At 67.4% G+C, this 21201-nt stretch carries 22 protein-coding genes; 10 read left to right on the top strand and 12 right to left on the bottom strand.

Annotated features, from left to right (window positions below):
* Positions 1–10 precede the first annotated feature (10 nt).
* From JI664_RS01885 to JI664_RS01875, 3 genes are read left to right on the top strand one after another with little or no spacing between them, the layout of a single operon-like run.
* Positions 11–547, top strand: coding sequence for a hypothetical protein (locus JI664_RS01885; protein ID WP_207011997.1), 537 nt, complete (start codon positions 11–13; stop codon positions 545–547).
* A 5-nt stretch (positions 548–552) separates the two neighbouring features.
* Positions 553–855 (top strand): HNH endonuclease, encoded by a 303-nt coding sequence (locus JI664_RS01880; RefSeq protein ID WP_207011996.1) that lies wholly within the window; start codon positions 553–555, stop codon positions 853–855.
* Positions 856–877: 22 nt separating this feature from the next.
* Positions 878–1120, top strand: a complete 243-nt coding sequence (locus JI664_RS01875; protein ID WP_207011995.1) for a sulfurtransferase TusA family protein — start codon at positions 878–880, stop codon at positions 1118–1120.
* On the opposite strand, the gene JI664_RS01870 is transcribed toward JI664_RS01875, so the two are convergent.
* A complete protein-coding gene (locus JI664_RS01870; RefSeq protein WP_207011994.1) occupies positions 1089–1952 on the bottom strand; it encodes a molybdopterin guanine dinucleotide synthesis in 864 nt (287 codons plus the stop codon). The two genes, JI664_RS01875 and JI664_RS01870, sit on opposite strands and share 32 nt — an antisense overlap.
* 24 nt (positions 1953–1976) lie before the next feature.
* On the bottom strand, positions 1977–2543 hold the full coding sequence (gene mobA, locus JI664_RS01865) for a molybdenum cofactor guanylyltransferase MobA (protein ID WP_207011993.1): 567 nt from the start codon (positions 2541–2543) through the stop codon (positions 1977–1979).
* Between the two features lie 64 nt (positions 2544–2607).
* On the opposite strand from mobA, the gene JI664_RS01860 reads away from it, so the two are divergent.
* The 4 genes from JI664_RS01860 (at position 2608) to JI664_RS01845 (ending at position 6676) form a co-directional block, all read left to right on the top strand.
* Complete coding sequence (locus JI664_RS01860) at positions 2608–3123, top strand: DUF2478 domain-containing protein (protein WP_207011992.1); 516 nt, start codon at positions 2608–2610, stop codon at positions 3121–3123.
* 87 nt (positions 3124–3210) lie between these two features.
* The gene (locus JI664_RS01855; RefSeq protein ID WP_207011991.1) at positions 3211–5688 is read left to right on the top strand and encodes a heavy metal translocating P-type ATPase; all 2478 of its coding nucleotides are present in this window, start codon (positions 3211–3213) and stop codon (positions 5686–5688) included.
* A 20-nt stretch (positions 5689–5708) separates the two neighbouring features.
* Positions 5709–6128, top strand: coding sequence for a Cu(I)-responsive transcriptional regulator (gene cueR / locus JI664_RS01850; RefSeq protein WP_207012101.1), 420 nt, complete (start codon positions 5709–5711; stop codon positions 6126–6128).
* Between the two features lie 224 nt (positions 6129–6352).
* Positions 6353–6676, top strand: coding sequence for an arsenate reductase family protein (locus JI664_RS01845; protein WP_211201595.1), 324 nt, complete (start codon positions 6353–6355; stop codon positions 6674–6676).
* Positions 6677–6835: 159 nt separating this feature from the next.
* On the opposite strand, the gene JI664_RS01840 is transcribed toward JI664_RS01845, so the two are convergent.
* The gene (locus JI664_RS01840; RefSeq protein ID WP_109533594.1) at positions 6836–7042 is read right to left on the bottom strand and encodes a cold-shock protein; all 207 of its coding nucleotides are present in this window, start codon (positions 7040–7042) and stop codon (positions 6836–6838) included.
* A gap of 337 nt (positions 7043–7379) precedes the next feature.
* On the opposite strand from JI664_RS01840, the gene JI664_RS01835 reads away from it, so the two are divergent.
* Entirely contained in the window at positions 7380–8771 is a 1392-nt protein-coding gene (locus tag JI664_RS01835; RefSeq protein ID WP_207011990.1) for a DEAD/DEAH box helicase, read from the top strand.
* A gap of 207 nt (positions 8772–8978) precedes the next feature.
* On the opposite strand, the gene plsY is transcribed toward JI664_RS01835, so the two are convergent.
* The 8 genes from plsY to rpiA all read right to left on the bottom strand — a co-directional run bounded on the left by plsY (position 8979) and on the right by rpiA (position 16863).
* Positions 8979–9581: a glycerol-3-phosphate 1-O-acyltransferase PlsY gene (gene plsY / locus JI664_RS01830; RefSeq protein WP_414707705.1), complete on the bottom strand. Its 603-nt coding sequence runs from the start codon at positions 9579–9581 to the stop codon at positions 8979–8981.
* Between the two features lie 5 nt (positions 9582–9586).
* Positions 9587–10864: a dihydroorotase gene (gene pyrC, locus JI664_RS01825; protein WP_207011988.1), complete on the bottom strand. Its 1278-nt coding sequence runs from the start codon at positions 10862–10864 to the stop codon at positions 9587–9589.
* Between the two features lie 102 nt (positions 10865–10966).
* Positions 10967–11521: a hypothetical protein gene (locus tag JI664_RS01820; protein ID WP_207011987.1), complete on the bottom strand. Its 555-nt coding sequence runs from the start codon at positions 11519–11521 to the stop codon at positions 10967–10969.
* A 75-nt stretch (positions 11522–11596) separates the two neighbouring features.
* A complete protein-coding gene (locus JI664_RS01815; protein WP_207011986.1) occupies positions 11597–12052 on the bottom strand; it encodes a hypothetical protein in 456 nt (151 codons plus the stop codon).
* A 66-nt stretch (positions 12053–12118) separates the two neighbouring features.
* Positions 12119–13222: a protease modulator HflC gene (gene hflC, locus JI664_RS01810; protein WP_207011985.1), complete on the bottom strand. Its 1104-nt coding sequence runs from the start codon at positions 13220–13222 to the stop codon at positions 12119–12121.
* Positions 13222–14406, bottom strand: coding sequence for an FtsH protease activity modulator HflK (gene hflK / locus JI664_RS01805; RefSeq protein WP_207011984.1), 1185 nt, complete (start codon positions 14404–14406; stop codon positions 13222–13224). The genes hflC and hflK overlap by 1 nt, the downstream gene beginning before the upstream one ends.
* Before the next feature lie 128 nt (positions 14407–14534).
* Positions 14535–15917 carry a glutathione-disulfide reductase gene (gene gorA, locus JI664_RS01800; RefSeq protein ID WP_207011983.1) on the bottom strand — a complete coding sequence of 461 codons (1383 nt, stop codon included), beginning with the start codon at positions 15915–15917 and terminating at the stop codon, positions 14535–14537.
* A gap of 163 nt (positions 15918–16080) precedes the next feature.
* Positions 16081–16863: a ribose-5-phosphate isomerase RpiA gene (gene rpiA / locus JI664_RS01795; RefSeq protein WP_207011982.1), complete on the bottom strand. Its 783-nt coding sequence runs from the start codon at positions 16861–16863 to the stop codon at positions 16081–16083.
* 179 nt (positions 16864–17042) lie between these two features.
* On the opposite strand from rpiA, the gene JI664_RS01790 reads away from it, so the two are divergent.
* Complete coding sequence (locus JI664_RS01790) at positions 17043–18713, top strand: hypothetical protein (protein WP_207011981.1); 1671 nt, start codon at positions 17043–17045, stop codon at positions 18711–18713.
* Positions 18710–19393, top strand: a complete 684-nt coding sequence (locus JI664_RS01785; RefSeq protein WP_207011980.1) for a glutathione S-transferase family protein — start codon at positions 18710–18712, stop codon at positions 19391–19393. Before JI664_RS01790 ends, JI664_RS01785 begins: the two co-directional genes overlap by 4 nt.
* 209 nt (positions 19394–19602) lie before the next feature.
* Here the strand turns inward: JI664_RS01785 and JI664_RS01780 are convergent, their stop codons facing one another.
* Entirely contained in the window at positions 19603–21156 is a 1554-nt protein-coding gene (locus tag JI664_RS01780) for an AMP-binding protein (protein WP_207011979.1), read from the bottom strand.
* Positions 21157–21201 lie beyond the last annotated feature (45 nt).

Raw genomic sequence — 21201 nt, 5'->3', positions numbered from 1 at the left:
GAGGGACCGGATGGAGCAACGCAGGGGCAGGCCCGATCCGGAGGAGGAAGCCGCGCGCGCCGCACGGGCGCGGCTTCTGGCGCGCGGCACGCGGGCGCCGGTTCAGGCGCATTACGACGGTGAAATCTGTGAGATCGCGCATCTGGTTATGACCGACGGCGCGGTGTCGCTGTCGCTCGACTGGAACGGGCCGTTTTTGTTGCATGACGAAGAGCGGGCGGATCTGTCGGATCTGGGTGCGGCGCCGGGGCTGTTTCGCAAACCCTTCAAGGCGCGCTGGGCCGAGGGCGTGCATATCGGCCATTCCAAGATCGCGCCCGCCGCGCAGACCCTGATCGCGCATGTGGGCGATCTGCGCGGGCTGGCCGGGCGCGGGGCGACGCTGTCATGCGACGGGATCGGCTGGGATCTGCCGGGCGTGCTGGCAAAGGGCGGGCTGCCGGTCGATCCGGCGCGCGACGGGGCCTCGCGCATTGCGGGCGGGGTGAAGCTGGGCGCGGACGGCCGGGTGTTGCTGTCGCTTCTGCGCGTCTACCGGATGCGCTGACGGGCATGACCGGGCCGCCGATCTGCCCCCTGTGTGGGCGACCGATCCCCGAGGATGTGCCTCAATCGCTGCACCATCTGATCCCGAAGCTGAAGGGCGGCCGGAACGGGCCCACGGTGTTGCTGCACCATGTCTGTCACAAAGAAATCCACGCCACGCTGAGCGAGGCCGAACTGGCGCGGGACTATGCCAATATCGAGGCCCTGCGCGCGCATCCGAGGCTGGCCACGTTCATCGCCTGGGTGTCGAAACGCCCGCCCGGTTTCCTGTCGCGCGTGCCGACCAAACGTCGCGCTCGACAGCGCTGAGCGCGCGCGCTAAAGGCGCGGCATGGATTGGGATGACGAACTCGATGCGCAGGGGCTTTTGTGCCCGCTGCCGGTGCTCAAGGCGCGCAAGCGGCTGATGTCGATGGCGCCGGGGGCGGTTTTGCGCGTGGTGGCGACGGACCGGGCCTCGGTCATCGACATGCCGCATTTCTGCACGCAGGAAGGCCATACCTATCTGGGCTGCGACGAGATGGGCGACACGCTGGCGCATATCATCCGCCGGGGCGAGGCCAGACCCGCCTGAGTGCCTCGCGCAGGGCAGGTTCGTGGCCGAGGCCGAGGATCCAGCCCTCTTCGGCAATGCGCGCCTCGTCGGGGGTTTCCAACAAGGGCGACAGCGAGGGCAGCGCTGAAAGGGCGCGGGCCAGAGCCGTGACCTGCACCTGATCCTTGACCCGGCCCGGCGCCATGCGCTCGGCCACCTCGGCGGCCAGCAGCGAGGGAAAAACCTCGGCCAGAATCACGGGCTTGGTGAGCGGCTCGAACGGCCAGACGGCGATGCGGTCGGGAAAAGCCACGCGCAACCGTTCGAGCATGGGAATGCCGGTCAGCGCCTGCGAGCCGACCGATCCCGCGCCGCCGAGTTTCCAGGGCGACTGCGCCCCCTTGGCTTGCCCGTCGCAGAGCCGGTGTTCGGCAAAGCCATGGCCGTCACGGGCGCGGCCCTTGCGCGGCAGATGGGCGAGAGGCTCGCGCGTGGCGTTGAACCAGAACGGGCCAGTGCCGGGAAGCCGCGCATTGATCGCATCCCCCAGCGCGAAGCGGTTCGAGCGGTTGTCGGGCCCGTCCTGCAGGTGGCGCACCAGCCAGTCCCAGATCGCCAGAGGATCGTCGCGCCCGGTCAGCGCGCGGGCGAACCCCACCGGATAGGCAAAGGGGAAATCGGCGCCGATCAGCAGCGTCTTGCCCTGTGCCAGCGTGTCGTCGATCAGCGCGGCGCAGGCCTCGAACGCGGCCTGCCGGGTGGGCAGGTTCTGCGCGCGGCCATCCTCGTGCCCCAGCCAGATCGAATCCTTGCCCGTCCGGGGCCTGTTCGCGGCGGACCAGTCCAGAATCGCGATGCGGTCAGGTTTCATGGCGCGGGTTTCATGGCGCGGGTGTCACGTCCATATCTCGGCCTGACGCAGATCCGCCGGGGTGTTGACGTTGAAGAACGGATCGGGCGTGGCGTCGAAGGCGATCTCGACCGCGTTCTGCGAAGCCGCGAAGCGCATCGCCCGGCGTTCGTCCTGCGCAAGCTGCGCGCGCAGGGCGTGGCGCGCCTCCGTGGGCCAGAGGCCGACCACCGGATGCGCCCGGCCGCCGCTGGCCGCGATGGCGGCGGGGGCTGCGCTTAGCCTTGTGACGAGGTCATCGGGCAGGAAGGGCGTATCGCCCGGCACGCTCAGAAGCTGCGTATGGCCCTGCGCCGCCGCCCAGTCGAGGCCGGCAAGGATCCCCGCCAACGGGCCGGGCTGATCGGGCAGGCTGTCGGGAAGGACCGGCAGGCGGAATTCCGCAAACCGCGCCGGGTCGCCATTGGCGTTGAGCGCCAGCGCCGCGACCTGCGGCGCGATGCGGGCGATGACGCGTGCCAGCAGGCTCTGCCCGCTGAGCATCAGAAGCGGTTTGTCGCCGCCGCCCATACGGTTGGCCTGTCCGCCTGCAAGGATTACCGCTGCGACCATCCTCTCCCTTTCCCCTGTGACGCGTGCAGGCTATCAGGGTATCGTCCCTTAACAAGAGGCGCCTATGTCATCGCTCGCTTATGTTTCCGGAACCGAGCGCGGTCAGACCGACCGCCTGCTGGCCCAGACCGCCGACACGCTGGGGGCCGAGGGCTGGGCGCTGGCGGGCGTGGTGCAGCTGAATACCGACCGCCCGGGGCGCAAAGATTGCGACATGGACCTGCGCGTGCTGGGCCGCCCCGAGGTGATCCGTATCAGCCAGAATCTGGGAGCCGAATCCTCGGGCTGCCGGCTGGACCCCGAGGGGCTGGAAACCGCCGTGGCGCTTGTCGAGCAGACTCTGGCGCAAACGCCGCGTCTGCTGATCCTCAACAAATTCGGCAAGGCCGAGATCGAGGGGCGCGGATTTCGCGCCCTGATCGGTGACGCGCTGGCGCGCGGTATCCCAGTGTTATTGGGTGTCAAGCCCCTGAACATGCCGGGTTTTGAGGCCTTCGCGCAGGGCATGGCCGACGCCCTTCCGCCCCGGCCCGAGGCGCTGCTCGACTGGGCACGTGCGCAGGCGCATGCGGCGATCTGACTTTTCGGGCTTCTTCTGTCGGACTGGCCCTTGACCTTCCACTAGCTGGAAGCATCATATGCCTAAGGACCGAGATTGGAGGTCCCGATGAGCCCGACCCAGTTAACCGCCCCAAACCCGCTTCAGACCCAGACGCTGCGCGTCGAGGGCATGACCTGCGCCGCCTGTACCGGCCGCGTCGAGCGCATGCTCGCGCGCGAAGAGGGCGTGAGCGGCGTGCGCGCCAACCTGATGACCGGCATGGTCGCGGTGGATGGCGCCGCCGAACCCGCCAAGCTGGCTGAACGACTCACCGCTTTGGGCTTCACCGCCGCCGAGGATGTCACACGGCTGGCCATCACGGGCATGACCTGCGCCAGCTGCGTGGGCCGGGTCGAGCGTGTCCTTCAGGCGCTGCCGGGGGTCACGCAGGCCAGCGTCAACCTTGCCGATGAAACCGCGATGGTGCGCCATTACGCGCTGGCGGGCCTGCCCGAGCGCATGGTCGAGGCGGTGCGCGCGGCCGGGTACGAGGCCCGCATCGCCACCGAAACCAGCCGCGAGGATCTGGCGGCGCATAAAGAAGAAGCGATACACCAGCTGGCCCGCGCCGTGCTGCTTGCGGCGCTGCTGACACTGCCGGTCTTCGTGGCCGAGATGGGCGGGCATCTCTATCCGCCCTTCCACCACTGGCTGCACGGGCTTGTGGGGCAGCAAGCGCTGTGGCTGGGCCAGTTCGTGCTGACCACTCTGGTGCTGTTCGGGCCGGGCTGGCGCTTCTTCCGCGCGGGCGTTCCGGCGCTGCTGCACGGCGCGCCCGACATGAATTCGTTGGTGGTGATGGGCGCGAGCGCGGCTTGGGGCTATTCGACCATCGCCACCTTCGCACCGTCGCTGTTGCCCGAAGCCTCGCGCGCGGTCTATTTCGAGGCCGCCGCCGTCATCGTCACGCTGATCCTGCTGGGCCGCTATCTGGAAGCGCGCGCCAAGGGCCGGACCGGCGCGGCCATCGCCAAGCTTGTGGGCCTGCAGCCCCGCACCGCGCGGGTCGAACGCGACGGCGTGACCGTGGACCGGCCGATTGCAGAGATCCGGCCCGGCGACCTGCTGCATCTGCGCCCCGGTGAGCGGGTGGCGGTCGACGGCACCGTCATCTCGGGGCATTCGTGGCTCGATGAAAGCATGCTCACGGGCGAGCCCGTACCGGTCGAGAAATCGGATGGTGCGCCGCTGACGGCGGGCACGGTCAACGGGCAGGCGGCGCTGACCTACCGCGCCGAGCGGGTGGGTGGCGACACGATGCTTGCGCGGATCATCCGCATGGTCGAAGAGGCACAGGGCGCAAAGCTCCCGATCCAGGCCGCCGTCGACCGGGTGACGCGGGTTTTCGTGCCGGTGGTTATGGGCATCGCGGCGCTGACTTTCGCTGCGTGGATGATCTGGGGCCCGGGGCTGGGCGAGGCCGTAGTCGCCGCCGTGGCCGTGCTGATCATCGCCTGTCCCTGCGCGATGGGGCTGGCGACGCCCACCTCGATCATGGTGGGCACCGGGCGCGGCGCCGAACTGGGCGTGCTGTTCCGGCGCGGCGACGCGTTGCAGGCGCTGCACGATGTCGATGTCGTGGCCTTCGACAAAACCGGCACCCTGACCGAGGGGCGCCCCGACCTCGTCGCCATCCACACCGCGCCGGGGGTGGATGAGGCCGACGCGCTGGCGCTCGCCGCCGCGGCCGAGAGCGGTTCGGAACACCCGATCGCGGGCGCCATCCTGCGCGCCGCCGAGGCGCGCGGCCTGAGCGTGACACCCGCCAACGGCGTCGCGGCGATCCCGGGTTTCGGGCTGCAGGCTCAGGCAGGCGATCGCGCGGTGTTGCTGGGCGCCGCCCGGTTGATGGCACGCGAGGGGATCGCCACCGGCGATCTGGCTGCGCTCGCAGAAACGCAGGCGGGCCAGGGGCAGACGCCGCTGTTTCTTGCCGCCGACGGTCGGCTGCTCGCGCTGTTTCTGGTTGCCGACAGGGTCAAACCCACGACCAGACCGGCCATCGATGCGCTGCACGCGATGGGGATCGGCACGGCGATGATCACCGGCGATGCGGGGCCCACCGCGAAGGCTATCGCGGGCGCTCTGGGTATCGACCGGGTCGAGGCCGAAATCCTGCCCGACGGCAAGGTCGCGGCGCTGGATGCCCTGCGGCAGGGCGGCGCGAAAGTGGCGTTCGTGGGCGACGGGATCAACGACGCCCCGGCGCTCGCGGCAGCAGATGTCGGGCTTGCCATCGGCACCGGCACCGATGTCGCCGTCGAAGCCGCGGAAGTGGTGCTGATGTCGGGCGACCTGCGCGGCGTGGTGAACGCGCTGCACCTGTCGCGCGCGGTGATGCGCAATATCCGCCAGAACCTGTTCTGGGCCTTCGCCTATAACTCCGCGCTCATTCCGGTTGCGGCGGGGGCACTGTACCCGGCTTTCGGCCTGACCCTGTCGCCGATGCTGGGCGCGGGCGCTATGGCGCTGTCCTCGCTCTTTGTTCTCACCAACGCGCTGCGCCTCAAGGCTCTGCGCCCAAGGCTGGAGGCAGCTGTCTGATGAGTAGCACGACGAACGGTCTGAATATCGGGCAGGCGGCAACGGCATCGGGCCTGCCCGCCAAGACCATCCGGTATTACGAAGATATCGGCCTGATCGCCCCGCAACGCGATTCCAACGGCTATCGCAGCTTTTCCGAAGCCGAGATCCACCGTCTCGCCTTTCTCAACCGCGCGCGCGGGCTGGGCTTCTCGATCGAGGATTGCCGCGCGCTTGTTAGCCTCTACGACGACGCCTCGCGCGCGTCGGAAGATGTGAAACGGCTGGCGGCGGAACATCTCGACCGGATCGACGCCCGCATCGCCGAATTGCAGGAAATGCGCGCCACCGTCGCCGGGCTGGTCGAAAGCTGCGCGGGCGACGGCCGCCCGGATTGCCCGATCCTCGATGATCTCGCCGCCGGTCCGCTCTGCCGCCATGCGCCGCGCAGGCGCAATTGATCCGACGGCCCGGGTTTGGCAGGCCGGGGCCAGGGGGGCTGTCTGCCCCCCTTGGATCCCCCCGAGGATATTTATGGATCAAAGATGTGCGAAAGGTCTTGTTAATCCTGCATCTTTGATCGTCAAATATCCTCGGGGGTGAATTGGCCGCAGGCCAAGAGGGGGCAGACAGCCCCCGTTGTTTCGGCTACCTCTCGCGCGACACCACCGGAAAGGACGCCGCCATGACCATCGCCATCTGGGGCCTGAAGACCTGCGATACCTGCCGCAAGGCGCGCAAGGCGCTGCCCGAGGCCGAATTCCGCGACATCCGCGAGACGCCGCTGACCGATGCCGAGATCGCGCTCTTGCTGGGCGAGTTCGGTGACAAGCTGGTAAACCGCGCATCGACCACATGGCGCGGGCTTGACGACGCGGCGCGGGCGCTGCCGCCGGCGCAGCTTCTGGCCGAAAACCCGGCGCTGATGAAGCGCCCGGTGATCCGCGCCGAGGGCACATGGTATCTGGGTTGGACGCCCGCCGTGCGCACGGCGCTCGGAACGGTGTGAGCCCGCGCGCTTCAGGGCCGGGGCGCCGTCCTGTGAGCGCTGGAAAACATAAACCCGCCGCGAAGGGCGGCGGGTCGGGGCAGGTGGCGTCTGCGGGCTGGCGTCGGGTCTATCCCGAGGCGGCCCGGCAAGGGCCGGTCGTACCGGATCGGTTCCAGATCAGAGCAGCTTGAGATCCGATGCCGACGAGCGCCCGTCGCGGCCCGATTGCAATTCGAAGCTGATCTTCTGGTTGTCCTGAAGGCCGGTCAGCCCGGCGCGTTCGACGGCCGAGATGTGGACGAAGACGTCCTTGCCGCCCCCGTCGGGTGCAATGAAGCCGTACCCTTTCGTCGTGTTGAACCATTTGACAGTGCCAGTGGCCATATCTGTATCCATCCTCTCAGTTTCCCGCGACAGGATTGTCATCGGGCCGTGCAGCCAGGCCTTCGGATCGTGCGGGCTGCCTGAGCAGGCGGGCGGACGCAGGAAGTCTGTTGTCACACCCCGAGGATGACACGAATCGTCAGCAAATCAAGGGTTCTGTTGCCGTTTCACGCCCATCCGGGCGGGGCTGAAGCACGGAATGCTTGACTTCGCGCCACTGCGGGACCATCTGGCAGGCGTGTAGGCTGCGCGTGACCCCGTTGCGGTCGTGCTGCGCGCCCTCCCGGATCTTTTCCGCGTTTTCGCCGGTCTGAATGCCGGCTCCGAAAGGACTTGAATGACCGATTTCTCGATGCTGGACCTCGCCCCGACGCTGCTGTCGGCGCTTGAGCGGACCGGCAAGACCGAACCCACGCCAATTCAGGCACGGGCGATTCCACCGCTTCTGGAAGGGCGCGATCTGATGGGCCTGGCCCAGACCGGGACCGGCAAGACGCTGGCTTTCGGCCTGCCGATCCTGCACCGGCTGCAGGGGCAGGGCAAACCCGCGCCGAAATCCGCGCGCACGCTGATCCTGGCACCCACGCGCGAGCTGGTGCAGCAGATTGCCGCCTCGCTGACCGAACTGGCGCAAGGACTGCCCACATCGATCGTCACCGTCGTCGGTGGCGCCTCGATCAACCGGCAGACCGACCGGCTGGTGCGGGGCTGCGACGTGCTGGTGGCGACGCCGGGGCGGCTGATCGACCTGCTCGAGCGCAAGGCGGTATCGCTGGGTAAGGTGCAGATGCTGGTGCTCGACGAAGCCGACCAGATGCTGGACCTTGGCTTCATCCACGCGCTGCGGCAGATCGCCCGGCACCTGCCCAAAGAGCGCCAGACGATGCTGTTCTCGGCGACGATGCCCAAGGACATGTCGGAAATCGCCGATACCTATCTCGACCGGCCCGTCCGCGTTCAGGTCTCGCCGCCAGGCAAGACCGCCGACCGCGTCGAACAGGCGGTGCATTATGTGGCGCAGGGCGACAAGGCGGCGCTTTTGCAGGAATATCTGGCCAAGCATCCCGATGAGCTGGCGCTCGTGTTCGGGCGCACCAAGCATGGCTCTGAAAAGCTGTCGCGGCTCCTCGACAAATGGGGGTTCTCGGTCGGCGCGATTCACGGCAACAAAAGCCAGGGCCAGCGCGAGCGCACGCTCGCGGCCTTCCGCGCGGGCGAAACCAAGGTGCTGGTGGCAACCGATGTTGCGGCGCGCGGCCTCGATATCCCGCAGGTCATGCATGTCTACAATTTCGACCTGCCCAACGTGCCTGAGAACTACGTCCACCGCATCGGCCGCACCGCGCGCGCTGGGCGCGAGGGACGCGCGGTGGCCTTCTGCGCGCCGGCCGAGATGGCCGATCTGCGCGCGATCGAGAAGCTGACCAAGCAGCCGATCGAGGTGATCGGCGGCGACCCTTGGCCCGAGCGCATGGCTGAAGAGGCCCGCACCAAGGCCCGTGCTGCGGCCGGGCAGGGACGGGGCGGCCGACCGCAGGGCCAGAAGCCGAAACAGGGGGGGGCCGCCAAGTCCAAACCCGGCGCCGCGAAAGCGCCCGGCGATGCGGCGAAACCCGCCCGTCCCCGCAAGGCGCGTCCTCATCCCGCGCTGGCCGAGGCGCTTGCAGACGAGCGCGGCCAGAAACCGCGCCGGTTCCGCAAGAAACCCGTGCGGCGTGGCGGCGAATGACACTTTTCCAACCCCGGCCCGCTGCTTTTCGCGCGGGCCGCTTGGTTTGATGTCACTTATCCGATTTTGATGTCACTGGCCTGAATGTCAGGCATTTGTGGCGTCATGCCGGTGCAGCGCCCGTCATCTTTAATCCGAAAATATCCTCGGGGGTGAATTGGCCGCAGGCCAAGAGGGGGCAGACAGCCCCCTTCCGCACCTCTGGGCTCAGCGCCCGACGCGGGGCTCTGTGCCGTTCAGGATACGCCCGATATTCCCCGCATGCCGGATCCAGACCAGCGCGGCCAGTGCCAGCGCCAGCACGATCATGCTGCGCGGGCCGACAAACCACAGATAGGGCGCGGCGGCGAGCGAGGCGACCAGCGCCGAGGCCGACGATACCCGCGTGAGCGCCACGACCACGAGCCATGTTGCGCAGCACATCAGGCCGATGGGCCAGGACAAAGCCAGTAGCGTGCCGAGGAACGTGGCCACGCCCTTGCCGCCCTTGAAGCCCAGCCAGACCGGGTAGAGATGGCCGAGGAACGCCGCGAAACCGGCCAGCTGGGCTGCGTCCTCGCCCGCCAGCGCGCGGGCGATCAGCACGGCGATGCCGCCCTTGCCCGCGTCCAGGATCAGGGTCGCCAGCGCTGCGCCCTTGTTGCCGGTCCGCAGCACATTCGTCGCGCCGATATTGCCCGAGCCGATCTTGCGCAGATCGCCAAGTCCCAGCGCGCGGGTGATGACGATACCGAAGGGGATCGAGCCCAGCAGATAGGCGCCGATGCCGATCAGGGCGAGAAACAGCGGGGCGGTGGTGAGGTCGGGCAGAAGCATCAGGCGACCTCGCGCTGGTAAACCGGCTCGCCATCGACCCAGGTGCCCAGCACCTTGCCCTGCAGCCGGGCGCCGTCGAAGGGCGAGTTCTTGGATTTCGAGCGCAGCGTGAAGCGGTCCAGAACGAAGGGCGCATCGGCGTCGAACAGGACCAGATCGGCGGGGGCGCCCGCGCTCAGCCGCCCGGCATCGAGACCCAGCCGTTTCGCCGGGTTCAGCGCCATCGCGCGCCAGAGTTGCGGCAGGGTAAGCTGACCGTTGTGGTAGAGCCGCAGCGCCGCGGGCAGCAGCGTTTCCAGACCCACCGCGCCGGGCGCGGCCTCTTCGAAGGGCAGGCGTTTCGATTCCTCGTCCTGCGGCGTGTGCAGCGAGCAGATCACGTCGATCGTGCCTTTCGCCACGGCCTCGATCGCGGCGAGGCGGTCGTCCTCGGATCTCAGCGGGGGCGAGAGCTTGAAGAAGCTGCGGTAATCGCCCACGTCGAATTCGTTCAGCGTCAGGTGGTGGATCGAGATCCCGGCGGTGACATCCAGCCCGTTGGCCTTGGCGCGTTCCAGCGCGGGCAGGGTGCGCGCGCAGGTGATCTGTTCAGCGTGATAGCGCGCGCCGGTCATCTCGATCAGCGCCATGTCGCGGTCGAAGGCCATGCGCTCGGCCATCGGCGAGACGCCGGGCAGCCCGCGCAGCGAGGCGAATTTGCCCGAGGTGACGGCGGCGCCGCTGCTCAGGCCCGGATCTTGCGTATGCGCCACGACCAGCGCCCCGAGGCTGCGGGCATAGGTCAGACAGCGCGAAAAGACCTTGGTGTCGCGCGTGACCTTCTCGCCGTCGCTGAAGGCCACCGCACCTGCATCCTGCAGAAAGCCGATCTCGGCCATCTCGCGCCCTTCGCGCCCACGCGTCAGGGTCGCCATGTGGTGCACCTTGACCTGCGTTTCGGCATCGGCCCGGCGGCGCAGGAAATCCAGCGCTTCGGGCGTGTCGGTGGGGGGCGTCGTGTCGGGGCGGGTGATGAAGGTGGTCACGCCGCCCGCCGCCGCCGCGCGTCCGGCCGAGCGAAAGCTCTCCTTGTGGCGCCCGCCCGGTTCGCCGACATGGACGCCCCAATCGACGATGCCGGGGGCCAGACATTTGCCGCGCGCGTCGATCAGCGTGGCCCCGGCGGGCGCGGCCTGGTCGATAGCGGCGATGCGACCGTCTTCGACGGTGAGCGTCCCGGTCTGGTCGGTTCCGGCCTCGGGGTCGATCAGCCGGGCATTGGTGAAGTGCAAGATCATGCCGCCGCCTTCTTTGCGCCTGTGGTCCCGCCCTGCAGGCCGCCGAGACGGCGCCGCTGCCGGGGCGTTCGGGCGGTGTATAACGTCGCGCGGCGGCTGACGCTACTGCCGAAGCGCGCGGGCGGGCGTGGTCATGGCATGGGCGGGCAGGCTGTCGCGGATCAGTTGTGCCGCGCCATGGGCATCGGCCAGCCCGGTCAGGCGCAGCGACTGCGTGCCATGCCCGTCGAGGCGTACCAGCATCGGTCCGACCGTGATGCGCCCGATCTCGCCAAGCGGCAGGCTTGCCCCCAGCGCGGTGATCACCCGGCGATCGGTCAGCCGCCAATGGCAGCGCGTCTGGCAGGCAAGGTGGATCGCCAGAGCGGTCGAGAAGGGCAGAAGCGTCAGCAGCGCGATATCGCGGGGCGCACCCAGCAGGATCTCTTCGGTGAGCGCGGCGCCGATGGTGCCTGCGATCAGCAGCGCGCCCAGCAGGATCAGCACGCGGGCATCGGGGCGCAGGTCGGCAATCACGCATTCGCCGGGGGCGAGGGCGGGGTCGGGCGCCGGGGTCAGGAAGGCGCGGCGCACCGGCTCAAGGCCCGGCAAGAGCAAAGCGAGTCCCAGAAGCAGGCCAAGGGAAACGATGATCAGAGCGTAAGCAGGCAGGGGCATACGGGGGTTCCGGACAAGCGTGTCAGACAAGCTGATCCGAAAAAGGTGAGAGTCCCGTAAACCAATCGCGTGGCGTTAATCCGCGCGGCGTTTTGCCCGTTTGTCGCGCGCTTCGAGGATGCGTTGCACAACCGCCGGGCCGTTGGCCAGATGCTTGAGCAGATGCTTGTCGCCACCGCTTGTGACGATCTGCACGTCGCCCAGAAGGGGGCGAACCTTGGCAATCTCGCCCAGCATCACGGCGCGCTGGCCGCCCGGCAGGATCACCCGGCGGTCCGTCAGCACCCAGCGCAGCGACAGAGTTTCGCTGGCCAGATAGGTCGCACGCACGCCCACCGCGAGGATCGCGCCCAGCGAGCCGATGGCGGGGTAGGGGCTGTCGATGATCCACAGGCCGATCCCCGCCAGCGCCATCAGGATCACGGCCATCACGCCGTGGTCGCGCCAGTACTTGCCCCGGTCGGGGCGGAATTCGGCAAGGGTCTTCTCCCCGGGTTCAAGGATCGGGGCGTTGCTGGGGGAAGAGGTCATGAAAAGTGTCCGCCGGAAAAAAGCGCGCCCCCGGCAAGGCGGGGGCGCGTCGGGTCTGTCAGGGGATCAGTTGGCCGGGACGGGTTCGTCTTCGGGGCTGTCCTCGGGCGCCGTGACCGCAGGCTCTTCGCTCGGGGTCTCGGCGGTGATGTCCGGCGTCTCGACCGGCGCGGGGTCGACCGTTTCGGCCGGGGTCGCGTCGGTTGCCGTCTCTTCGGCGGGGGCGTTCTGCTCCGCCGCTTCGGCAGCTGCGGCCTCTTCGGTCGCGGCCGTCGCGGTGACCTGGCTTGCGGCGGCGTTGCCCGTCGGGTCGATCTCGCGCAGGAAGCGGAAGAAATCGCTGTCGGGGCTCAGCACCATGGCCGCATTGTCGCCGGTCAGAGCGCGCTCGTACGAGGTGAGCGACCGCGAGAAGGCGAAGAACTCGGGGTCCTGACCAAAGGCCTGGGCATAGATCCGGTTCCGCTGGGCATCGGCCTCACCGCGAATGATCTCGCTGTCACGACGCGCGGTCGAGACGAGTTCGACCACCGTCCGGTCGGCTTGCGCCCGGACACGCTGCGCGGCTTCGTTACCCCGGGCGATTTCATCCGCCGCTTCCCGCTCCCGTTCGGCGCGCATCCGCGCGAACGTAGCCGAGAGGTTCTGCTCGGGCAGGTCGGTACGCGTCAGGCGAACGTCGATCACGTCGACGCCCAGCGAACGCGCCTCGCGGCTGGCGAGATCCTGAATGAGCTCCATCAGGCCGGTCCGGTCTTCCGACAGCACGGCGCCCGACGGCACCGAACCCAGAATTTCCCGGATCGCGGCGTTCAGGATCCGCTCGATCCGGCCCTGTGCGGCACGGATGCCCTCGGTGCCGACCGCTTGGCGGAATTGCTGCACGTCGCTTATGCGCCAGCGCACGAAGGCGTCGACGACAAGGCGGCGGTCATCCAGCGGCGTGATTTCCAGGGGCTGCGACTGCAGGCCGAGGATCCGCGCATCGTAACGCACGACTTCCTGAATGAAGGGGAAGCGGAAATACAGCCCCGGTTCGGTGCGGACCTGCTTGACCTGACCGAATTGCAGAACCAGTACGTTTTCCCGCTCGTCGACGATGAACATCGACGACAGGGCCACGGCGGCGGCGATGATCAGGGCGGGGATCAGTAGCGTGATGCGTTTCATCAGTTGCTCCCCTGATTGGATTGGACCGAACGGCTGGTCGTGCCATCCGAGCTGGACGAGCCGGAACGCAGGCTGTCGAGCGGCAGGTAAGGCACGACGCCCGAGCCGCCATTTTCGCCGGTGACGTTATCGAGGATCGTCAGATCCATCCCACCGAGCACGCGCTCCATCGATTCGAGATACATCCGCTGCCGGGTGACCTCGGGGGCGTTCTGGTATTCTTCCCAGACCGCAAGGAAGCGGCTGGCTTCACCTTCGGCCTCGTTCACGACCTGTGCGCGATAGGCTTCGGCCTCTTCGAGCACCTGAGCGGCTTCACCACGCGCGCCGGCAAGGACGCGGTTGGCATAGGCATCGGCCTGCCGTTCCAGACGGTCGCGTTCCTGACGCGCGGCCTGCACTTCGCGGAAGCTGTCGATCACCTCGGCCGGCGGGTCGGCGCGGTCGAAGTTGATACGAATGACGCTCACACCGGATTCGTAATCGTCGAGGATCCCCTGCACCTGCTGGCGAAGCTCGGCGGCGATCGTGCCGCGATCCCGGTTCAGAATGGGCGAGAGTTCCGAGCGCGCGATAATATCGCGCATCGCCGATTCCGCCGCCGCACGAACGGTGTTCGACGGATCGGCAAGGTTGAACAGGTAGTCCGACGGATTGGCGACGTTCCAGACGACCTGGAACTCGATATCCACGATCGCCTCGTCACGGGTCAGCATGAGGCCCGAATCGAGTGCCGAACGACCGGCGCCGACCTCGGTCACGCGTTCGGTCGTGGTTTGCACGATCTCGTAGCTGACGGCGGGCCACGGCGCGAAGTTCAGGCCCGGCTCGCCGGTCGAGAATTCCTGCCCGAAGAGCAGCTCGACCGAGCGCTCTTCCGGACGCACCGTATAGAACGACGCATAAGCCCAGACGGCAGCCAGCACGACGACCACGATCAGAACGCCGCGTCCGGAAAAGCCCGGACCGCCCGAGCCACGCCCGCCGCCCGATCCGTTCGCGCCGCCGCCACGGCCGCCCATCAGCACCTTGAGTTGCTGCTGGCCCTTCTTCACAAGATCCTCGATTTCGGGGATCTGCGGGCGTTCGGGGCCATTACCGCCACCATTGGGGCGGTTCCCCCCGCCCGAAGAGCCGCGGTTTCCACCGCTGCCGCCCCAGGGGCCTCCACTGTTGCCTGACATGGCCTCTCCTTGGTTCAGGTCTGTCATCGGTCTGTCTTACGCCCTCAATTGGGCACGTTCGGCAGGGATTCAAGGCGAAGCCGCCCGTTCCCTGCCGCGATGATGGGCATAGTATCAAGCCAAGCCGCTTACCGCGAGGGCTTGCGCATCAGCACGAGTTCCTCGCTCATCGTCGGATGCACCGCGATGGTGGCGTCGAAATCGTCTTTGGTGGCGCCCATCTTGACCGCGACGGCGGCGATCTGGATCAGCTCGCCCGCGCCGGGTGCGACGATATGACAACCCAGCACGCGACGGCTGGGCTTGTCCACGACCAGCTTGAACAGCGCCTTCGTCTCGGCGCCGATGAACGAGGTCTGCATCGGCCGGAAACTGGCCTGATAGATTTCGATATCGTGGCTCTCGCGTGCCTGCGCTTCGGTCAGCCCGACGGTGCCGGCCTCGGGTCGGGTGAAGACGGCGCTGGCTACGTTGGTGTGGTCGACCGTGACGGGCTTGCCGCCGAACACGCTGTCGGCAAAGGCATGGCCCTCGCGGATCGCCACCGGGGTCAGCTGGATGCGGTCGGTCACGTCACCCACCGCGAAGATCGACGGCACGTTGGTCTGAGAGAAATCGTCCACCATGACGGCGCCGCCCTTGCCCAAAGTGACGCCCGCTTCTTCAAGCCCCAGCCCGGCGGTGTTGGGCACGCGCCCGGTGGCGAACAGCACCTTGTCGAAGACCCGGTTGCGGCCCTGCGTGTCGCAGGCGCGGAACCGCCCGTCGGGCAGTTTCTCCAGCGATACCAGATCGGTATTCACCTCAAGCGCGACGCCCTGCTGCACCAGCGCCACCGCGACATGCTCCTGCAGGTCGTCGTCGAAGCCACGCAGGATCTGCTGCCCGCGATACATCTGCGTCACCGCCGAGCCCATGCCCTGGAAGATCCCCGCCATCTCGCAGGCGATGAAGCCGCCGCCGAGGATCAGGATCGATTGCGGCAGGCTGTCGGACAGGAAAACGTCGTTCGAGGTCCACGCACCCAGTCCGCGATAGGGCTCGGGCACGAAGGGCGTGCCGCCCACGGCGATCAGGATATGCTTGGCGCTCACCACCCGACCATCGGCCAGCCGCACCTCATGAGCGCCCGCGACCGAGGCCCGCTGGTGGTAGATCGTCACGCCTGCGGTCTCGGCATTGCGGGTATAGATCGATTCCAGCCGGTTCAGCTCGGCATCGAGCTTGTGGCGAAAGGCCGTCCAATCGAAGGCGCCCTTGGTGACCTGCCAGCCATAGAGCGCGGCCTCATCGATCGTGGCACCGTGACCGGCGGCGAAGACCATGAGCTTCTTTGGAACGCAGCCCCGGATCACGCAGGTGCCGCCCATGCGGTATTCCTCGGCCATCGCGACCTTGGCGCCGTATTCGCTCGAGGCGATGCGCGCCGCGCGCACCCCGCCCGAGCCTCCGCCGATGACAAACAGGTCGTAGTCGAAAGCGGACGATGGGGCGGAGGATGGGGCGGACATGGGGCGGGGTCTCCGTGGGAAGTCGTGCGAAACTGCGTCGCCCTTACCTAAGCGGGCCGCGCACAGAGAACAAGCGCAGCCGCCCCGCCCGGGGAAAGCCCACCTTGCGCCCCTTCATTCTGCTGAAAATACTCATCTGCCACGCGGGGCACCCCGCGCCGTCTCAGATATCGCGAAAGATGTTGTCTTCGTCTTCGAACACGATCTTCTCATGCTCCACGCTGCCCGAGGCGATGTCGCGCATCTCGACCCGCCCGTCGCCGAAGCCGATCACCACCGCGTCGCAGATATCGATGAACAGCCCGTTCTCGACCACGCCGGGCACCTGATTGAGCGCCAGCGACAATTGCCGCGGATTGCCGATCCGCCCCAGCGACAGATCGAGGATATAGTTACCCTCCTCGGTCACGAAGGGCGTCTCGCCGTTCATCCGCAGCACGGCCTGCGTGCCCATCACGTCCATCGCGCCCAGCAATTCCTCGGCCAGCATCCGGCTCGACTGCCAGCCGAAGCGGATCACCTCGACGGGCAGGGGGAAATGGCCCAGCGTCTTCACCTCTTTCGAGGCATCCGTGATCACCACCATCCGGTCCGACGCCGTGGCGACGATCTTCTCCATGAGCAGCGCCCCGCCGCCGCCCTTGATCAGCGTCAGATCGGTGTCGAACTCGTCCGCGCCGTCGATCGTCAGGTCCAGCCATCCCGCTTCGTCCAGCGTGACCACTTTCAGCCCCAGCTCGGTCGCCAGCTGCCCGGTCCGCGCCGAGGTCGCCACGCAGGTCAGCCGCAACCCGTCCTCGCGCACCCGCTCGGCCAGTGCCCTTACCATCCAAGCGGCGGTCGAGCCGGTCCCCAGCCCCAGCTTCATCCCGTCCTCGACGAGATCGACGGCCCGTCGGGCGGCGGCGTATTTGGCGCGGTCGATAGGGGTGAGCTGGAGGGACATGGCAAGGCTCCTGATCCGGTCGCTAGGCTTATAGCAAGCCGGGCCGCGCGCGGACAGGGGCGGAGGTGCCGTGTGACCGTAAGTTTTTCGCGCCGCGTTTTTTCCGTTGACGATGAATCGCCGGATTCAGATGGTGGTGGCATACAGGTATAGGTTGTCCCGCATGTCGGGGAGGGCGCATGGCACGGATCTGGAGCGAGATCGAAGCGCTGAACCCCACCGAGCCGGAACGGGCGCTGATCGACGCCTGCAAGGCGGGGTCGGGCTGTTGGCTGGGCGATGGCACGCTTCCTGACCGCCCGGACCCCGACCGCACCATCCGCGCCGAAGTGCTGCGCTATCTGATCCTCGGAGGGTGCGATGCGTGTCGCGTGCACGAACAGGGTGTGCGGATGCTGGGTGCCTATGTTTCCGGAAAACTGGACCTGAGCTATGCCAAAGCGAACGGTCCGACGATGCTGGCGTTTTTCCGGTTCCAAGAGCCCATCGTAGCTCTGCAGACTTGGTTCGAAACTCTAAATCTGACGGACAGCGTTCTTCCCGGTCTCAACGCTCAGGGCGTGCGAGTGGCTGGCAATGTGTTCTTGCGGGGCGGCTTCACCTGCGAAGGAGAAGTCAGTCTCTCGGGCGCCGAGATCGGGGGCCAGTTGGCTTGTGAAGAAGGCACTTTCCGCAACCCCGGTGGTATAGCGCTGAGCGCTCAGCGCGTAAGGGTATCAGGCAGTTTGCTTCTGTCTGACGGCTTCACCGCCGAGGGACAAGTCTCTCTCTCGGGCGCCGAGATCGGGGGGCAGCTGGATTGCGAAGAAGGTATGTTCCACAACCCCGGTGGTATCGCGCTGAACGCCCAAGGCGTGAGGTTGGAAGGCGATTTGTTTCTGTCTGCGGGCTTCACTGCCGGAGGAGAAGTCAGTCTCACGGGCACCGAGATCGGGGGGCAGCTAATTTGTGAACTAGGCGAGTTCCGCAATGCGGCTGGTAAGGCGCTAATGGCTCAGCGGCTAAGGGTTGGTGAAGGCTTTATCTGGCGCCGCGTGGATATAAGTTCGGGGGCGGTTGATCTGGCGTCAGCTCAGGTCGGCGATCTGGTGGACGATATGGATTCTTGGCCTGTAGGTCGAGTGAACCTCGACGGTTTCACCTACCAGCGTATCTCCGCCGCCTTTACCGACACCGAATCCCGCCTTGAATGGCTCCGGCGCGGCACAGTTTGGAGCGACGATTTTTATCCCCAACCCTACAGCCAGCTAGCCAAAGTCCTGCGCGAGATGGGGCATGAGCGCGCGGCGCGCCGGGTCAGGATCGAACAACGCCGGCTGACCATGCTGCATGACTGGCGCCGGGCGCATCGGGCACTGGACGGAACATGGCGCGCGCGCTGGCGTAGACTCGGGGCCGATCTGCGGGGGGTCTCGGACGGGTTGCAACGGGTCGTGGTCGGCTATGGCTGGCGCCCGTTCCTCAGCCTCGTCTGGTTGGCGGGCCTCTGGCTGATGGCCGCTTTCCTTGCCCGGATGGCGTGGTCAAGCGGCGCCATGGTGCCCAATTCCGATGTTATCCTGACCTCGCCGGGCTGGCAGGCCGTCGAAGGCGCCCGCGATGCCGCGCTGACATGGTCCGAAACAGTGGGCCGCGACTGGACCACCTTCAACCCTGTCCTCTGGGGCTTCGACACCGTCGTGCCGATCATCGAGGTGGGCCAGACCGGCGCCTGGGCGCCCTCGCCTGCGCGCGGCGGCTGGGGGCAGGCGGCCTTCTGGGGACAATGGCTTCTCTCCATCGCCGGCTGGATCGTCGCGGCGCTCGCCGCCGCTGCGGTCACCGGCCTCATCCGGCGCGACGACGAATGACCTATATCCTGCATTACGCCCCCGATAACGCCTCGCTCATCATCCGCCTCGCGCTCGAAGAGTTGGGACAGCCTTATCGCACGGCCCTTGTCGACCGCCGTGCCCGCGCGCAGGACAGCCCCGCCTACCGCGCGCTCAATCCGGCAGGGCTGATCCCGGTGCTCGAGACGCCCGACGGGCCCGTCAGCGAAACGGCGGCGATCCTGTTGTGGCTGTCCGAGCGCCACGGCGCGCTGGCGCCCGCGCCGGGCGATCCCGCGCGCGGGGCCTTCCTGAAATGGCTGTTCTTCACCTCGAACACGCTGCACGCCGATCTGCGCATCGCCTTCTATCCCGACCGATACGCGCCGGGGGCCGAGGCGGCACTGCTTGCGGGGATCAAGGCGCGCCTCACGGATCATTTCGCGCTGCTCGAGGCGGAATGCGGACGCCACGACTGGCTTGGCGGCAAAGAGGTCTCGGTGCTCGATCTCTATCTCGCGCCGCTGATGCGCTGGGCGCAGATCTACGGCGCCGGCCCGCGCTGGTTCGAGCCCGCGCGCTATTCCCGCCTGATGGCGATGGCCCGGGCGCTGGAAAACCGCGCCAGCGTCGTCGCCGCGATCCGGGCCGAGGGGCTCGGCCCGGCCCCCTTCACGGCGCCGCAGCCCTGCGATCCGCCCGAGGGCAGCGCGCTGTGACAGGGCAGGAGCGCGCGCGTCGCTCCCACCCACCCGCCCCGCTCGCGCGCGCCTCTGACGAAGAGTGGGGCCCCGACGGGCCATGAGTATTTTCGGCAGAATGAAAACCGGCCGGATCTCATCTTCGATCCCGAAATATCCTCGGGGGTGAATTGGCCGCAGGCCAAGAGGGGGCAGACAGCCCCCTCATTTCGGCCCATGGTGCCGGGTCAGCCCGCCCGGGCGATGCGGTCCCTCAGCACCCGGCGCAGGATCTTGCCCGAGGCGGATTTGGGGATCGTGTCGATCACTTCCAGCCGGCGGATCTGCTTGTAATGCGCGACCTCGCCGTCCAGATGGGCCTGAATCTCGGCAAGGCTGGGTGGGGTCTGCGCGGTGATGAACGCCATCGGCACCTCGCCCGCCTCGTCATCGGGCACGCCGATCACCGCCGCATCGGTGATCGCGGGATGCGTCACCAGCAGCGCTTCGAGTTCTGCGGGCGCGACCTGAAACCCCTTGACCTTGATCAGCTCTTTCAGCCGGTCGGTGATATAGAGATATCCGTCCGCATCGAAATGCGCGATGTCGCCGGTTCTGAGCCAGCCGCCCTCGACGATAGTGTCGGCGGTGGCGTCGGGGCGGTTGAGATAGCCCTTCATCACCTGCGGCCCCTTCACCCACAATTCGCCATCCGTCCCCTGCGCGCAGTCCTGCAGCGTTTCGGGATCGACGATGCGGCATTGCGTGTTGGGGATCGTCACGCCCGAGGCCCCGGCGCGGCCCTTGCCCTTGGGCGAGACATGGCTGACCGGGCTGAGCTCGGTCATGCCATAGCCCTGCGTCGCCATCGTGCCGATCCTTGCGCCCATCGCCTCGGCCAGATCGGCGCCGAGCGGGGCTGCGGCCGAGTTGATCTGCACGACATGCGACAGGTCGAACGTTTCGACCAGCGGGTGTTTGGCCAGCGCCAGCGCGACGGGCGGCACGATCCACATGCGCGGCGTGCGGTGTTGCTGGGCCAGTGTCAGGAACAGTTCCAGATCGAAGCGCGGCATGGTGACCAGCGTACCGCCCCGGCACAGGTAGAAATTCATCAGCACTTGCAGCCCGTAGATATGGAAGAAGGGCAGGAAGGCAATCGTGGTTTCGCCGGGTTCAAGCGGCGCGATGGCGAGCGACTGGTCGATATTGGTGACGAGGTTGCGATGCGTCAGCATCACCCCCTTGGGCAGCCCCGTCGTGCCCGAGGAATAGGGCAGCGCCACGACATGCGTTTCCGGATCGACTGGCGCCTGCGTTTCAAGCGGCGCGCCCATCAGCGCGACAAGGCCCCGTGCGCCTTCGGTGTCCGGGCCGATGACGACGATCTCCTGCACCGACGTGCCCTTGATCCCTTCGCGCGCCGTGTCGAGGAAGGGCGCGACGGTGATCAGCAGCGTCGCGCCGGCATCGTTGAGCTGATGGGTCAGCTCATGCGCGGTATAGGTCGGGTTGACGGGGGTGACGGTGCCGCCGGCCCAGGCTACCGCATGGAACAGGGTGCAGAATTCGGGCATGTTGGGCGCCATGATCGCCACGCACCCACCCGGCGCATGGCCGCTTTCGGTCAGACCGCCCGCCAGCCGTTTCACCGCTGTGATGAATTCCTGCCCGGTCATCTGCCGTCCGCTGGGGCCGTCGATCAGGACGATCCGGTCCGCAGGGACGCCTTCGAAGATGCATTCCGTCACGCTGATATTGCGCAGCGGCACATCGGGATGCGTGCTGTGAATGATGGTCATGGCTGGTCCTCCCTGCCAGCAGCTTAGCACTGGCGCGGACTCTGC

This window comes from Rhodobacter sp. NTK016B (assembly GCF_017303295.1).
In the GTDB taxonomy this organism is placed as follows: Bacteria; Pseudomonadota; Alphaproteobacteria; order Rhodobacterales; family Rhodobacteraceae; genus Pararhodobacter.
The sequence above is the reverse complement of the archived record's forward strand: the minus strand, read 5'-3'. Positions and strand labels throughout refer to the sequence as shown.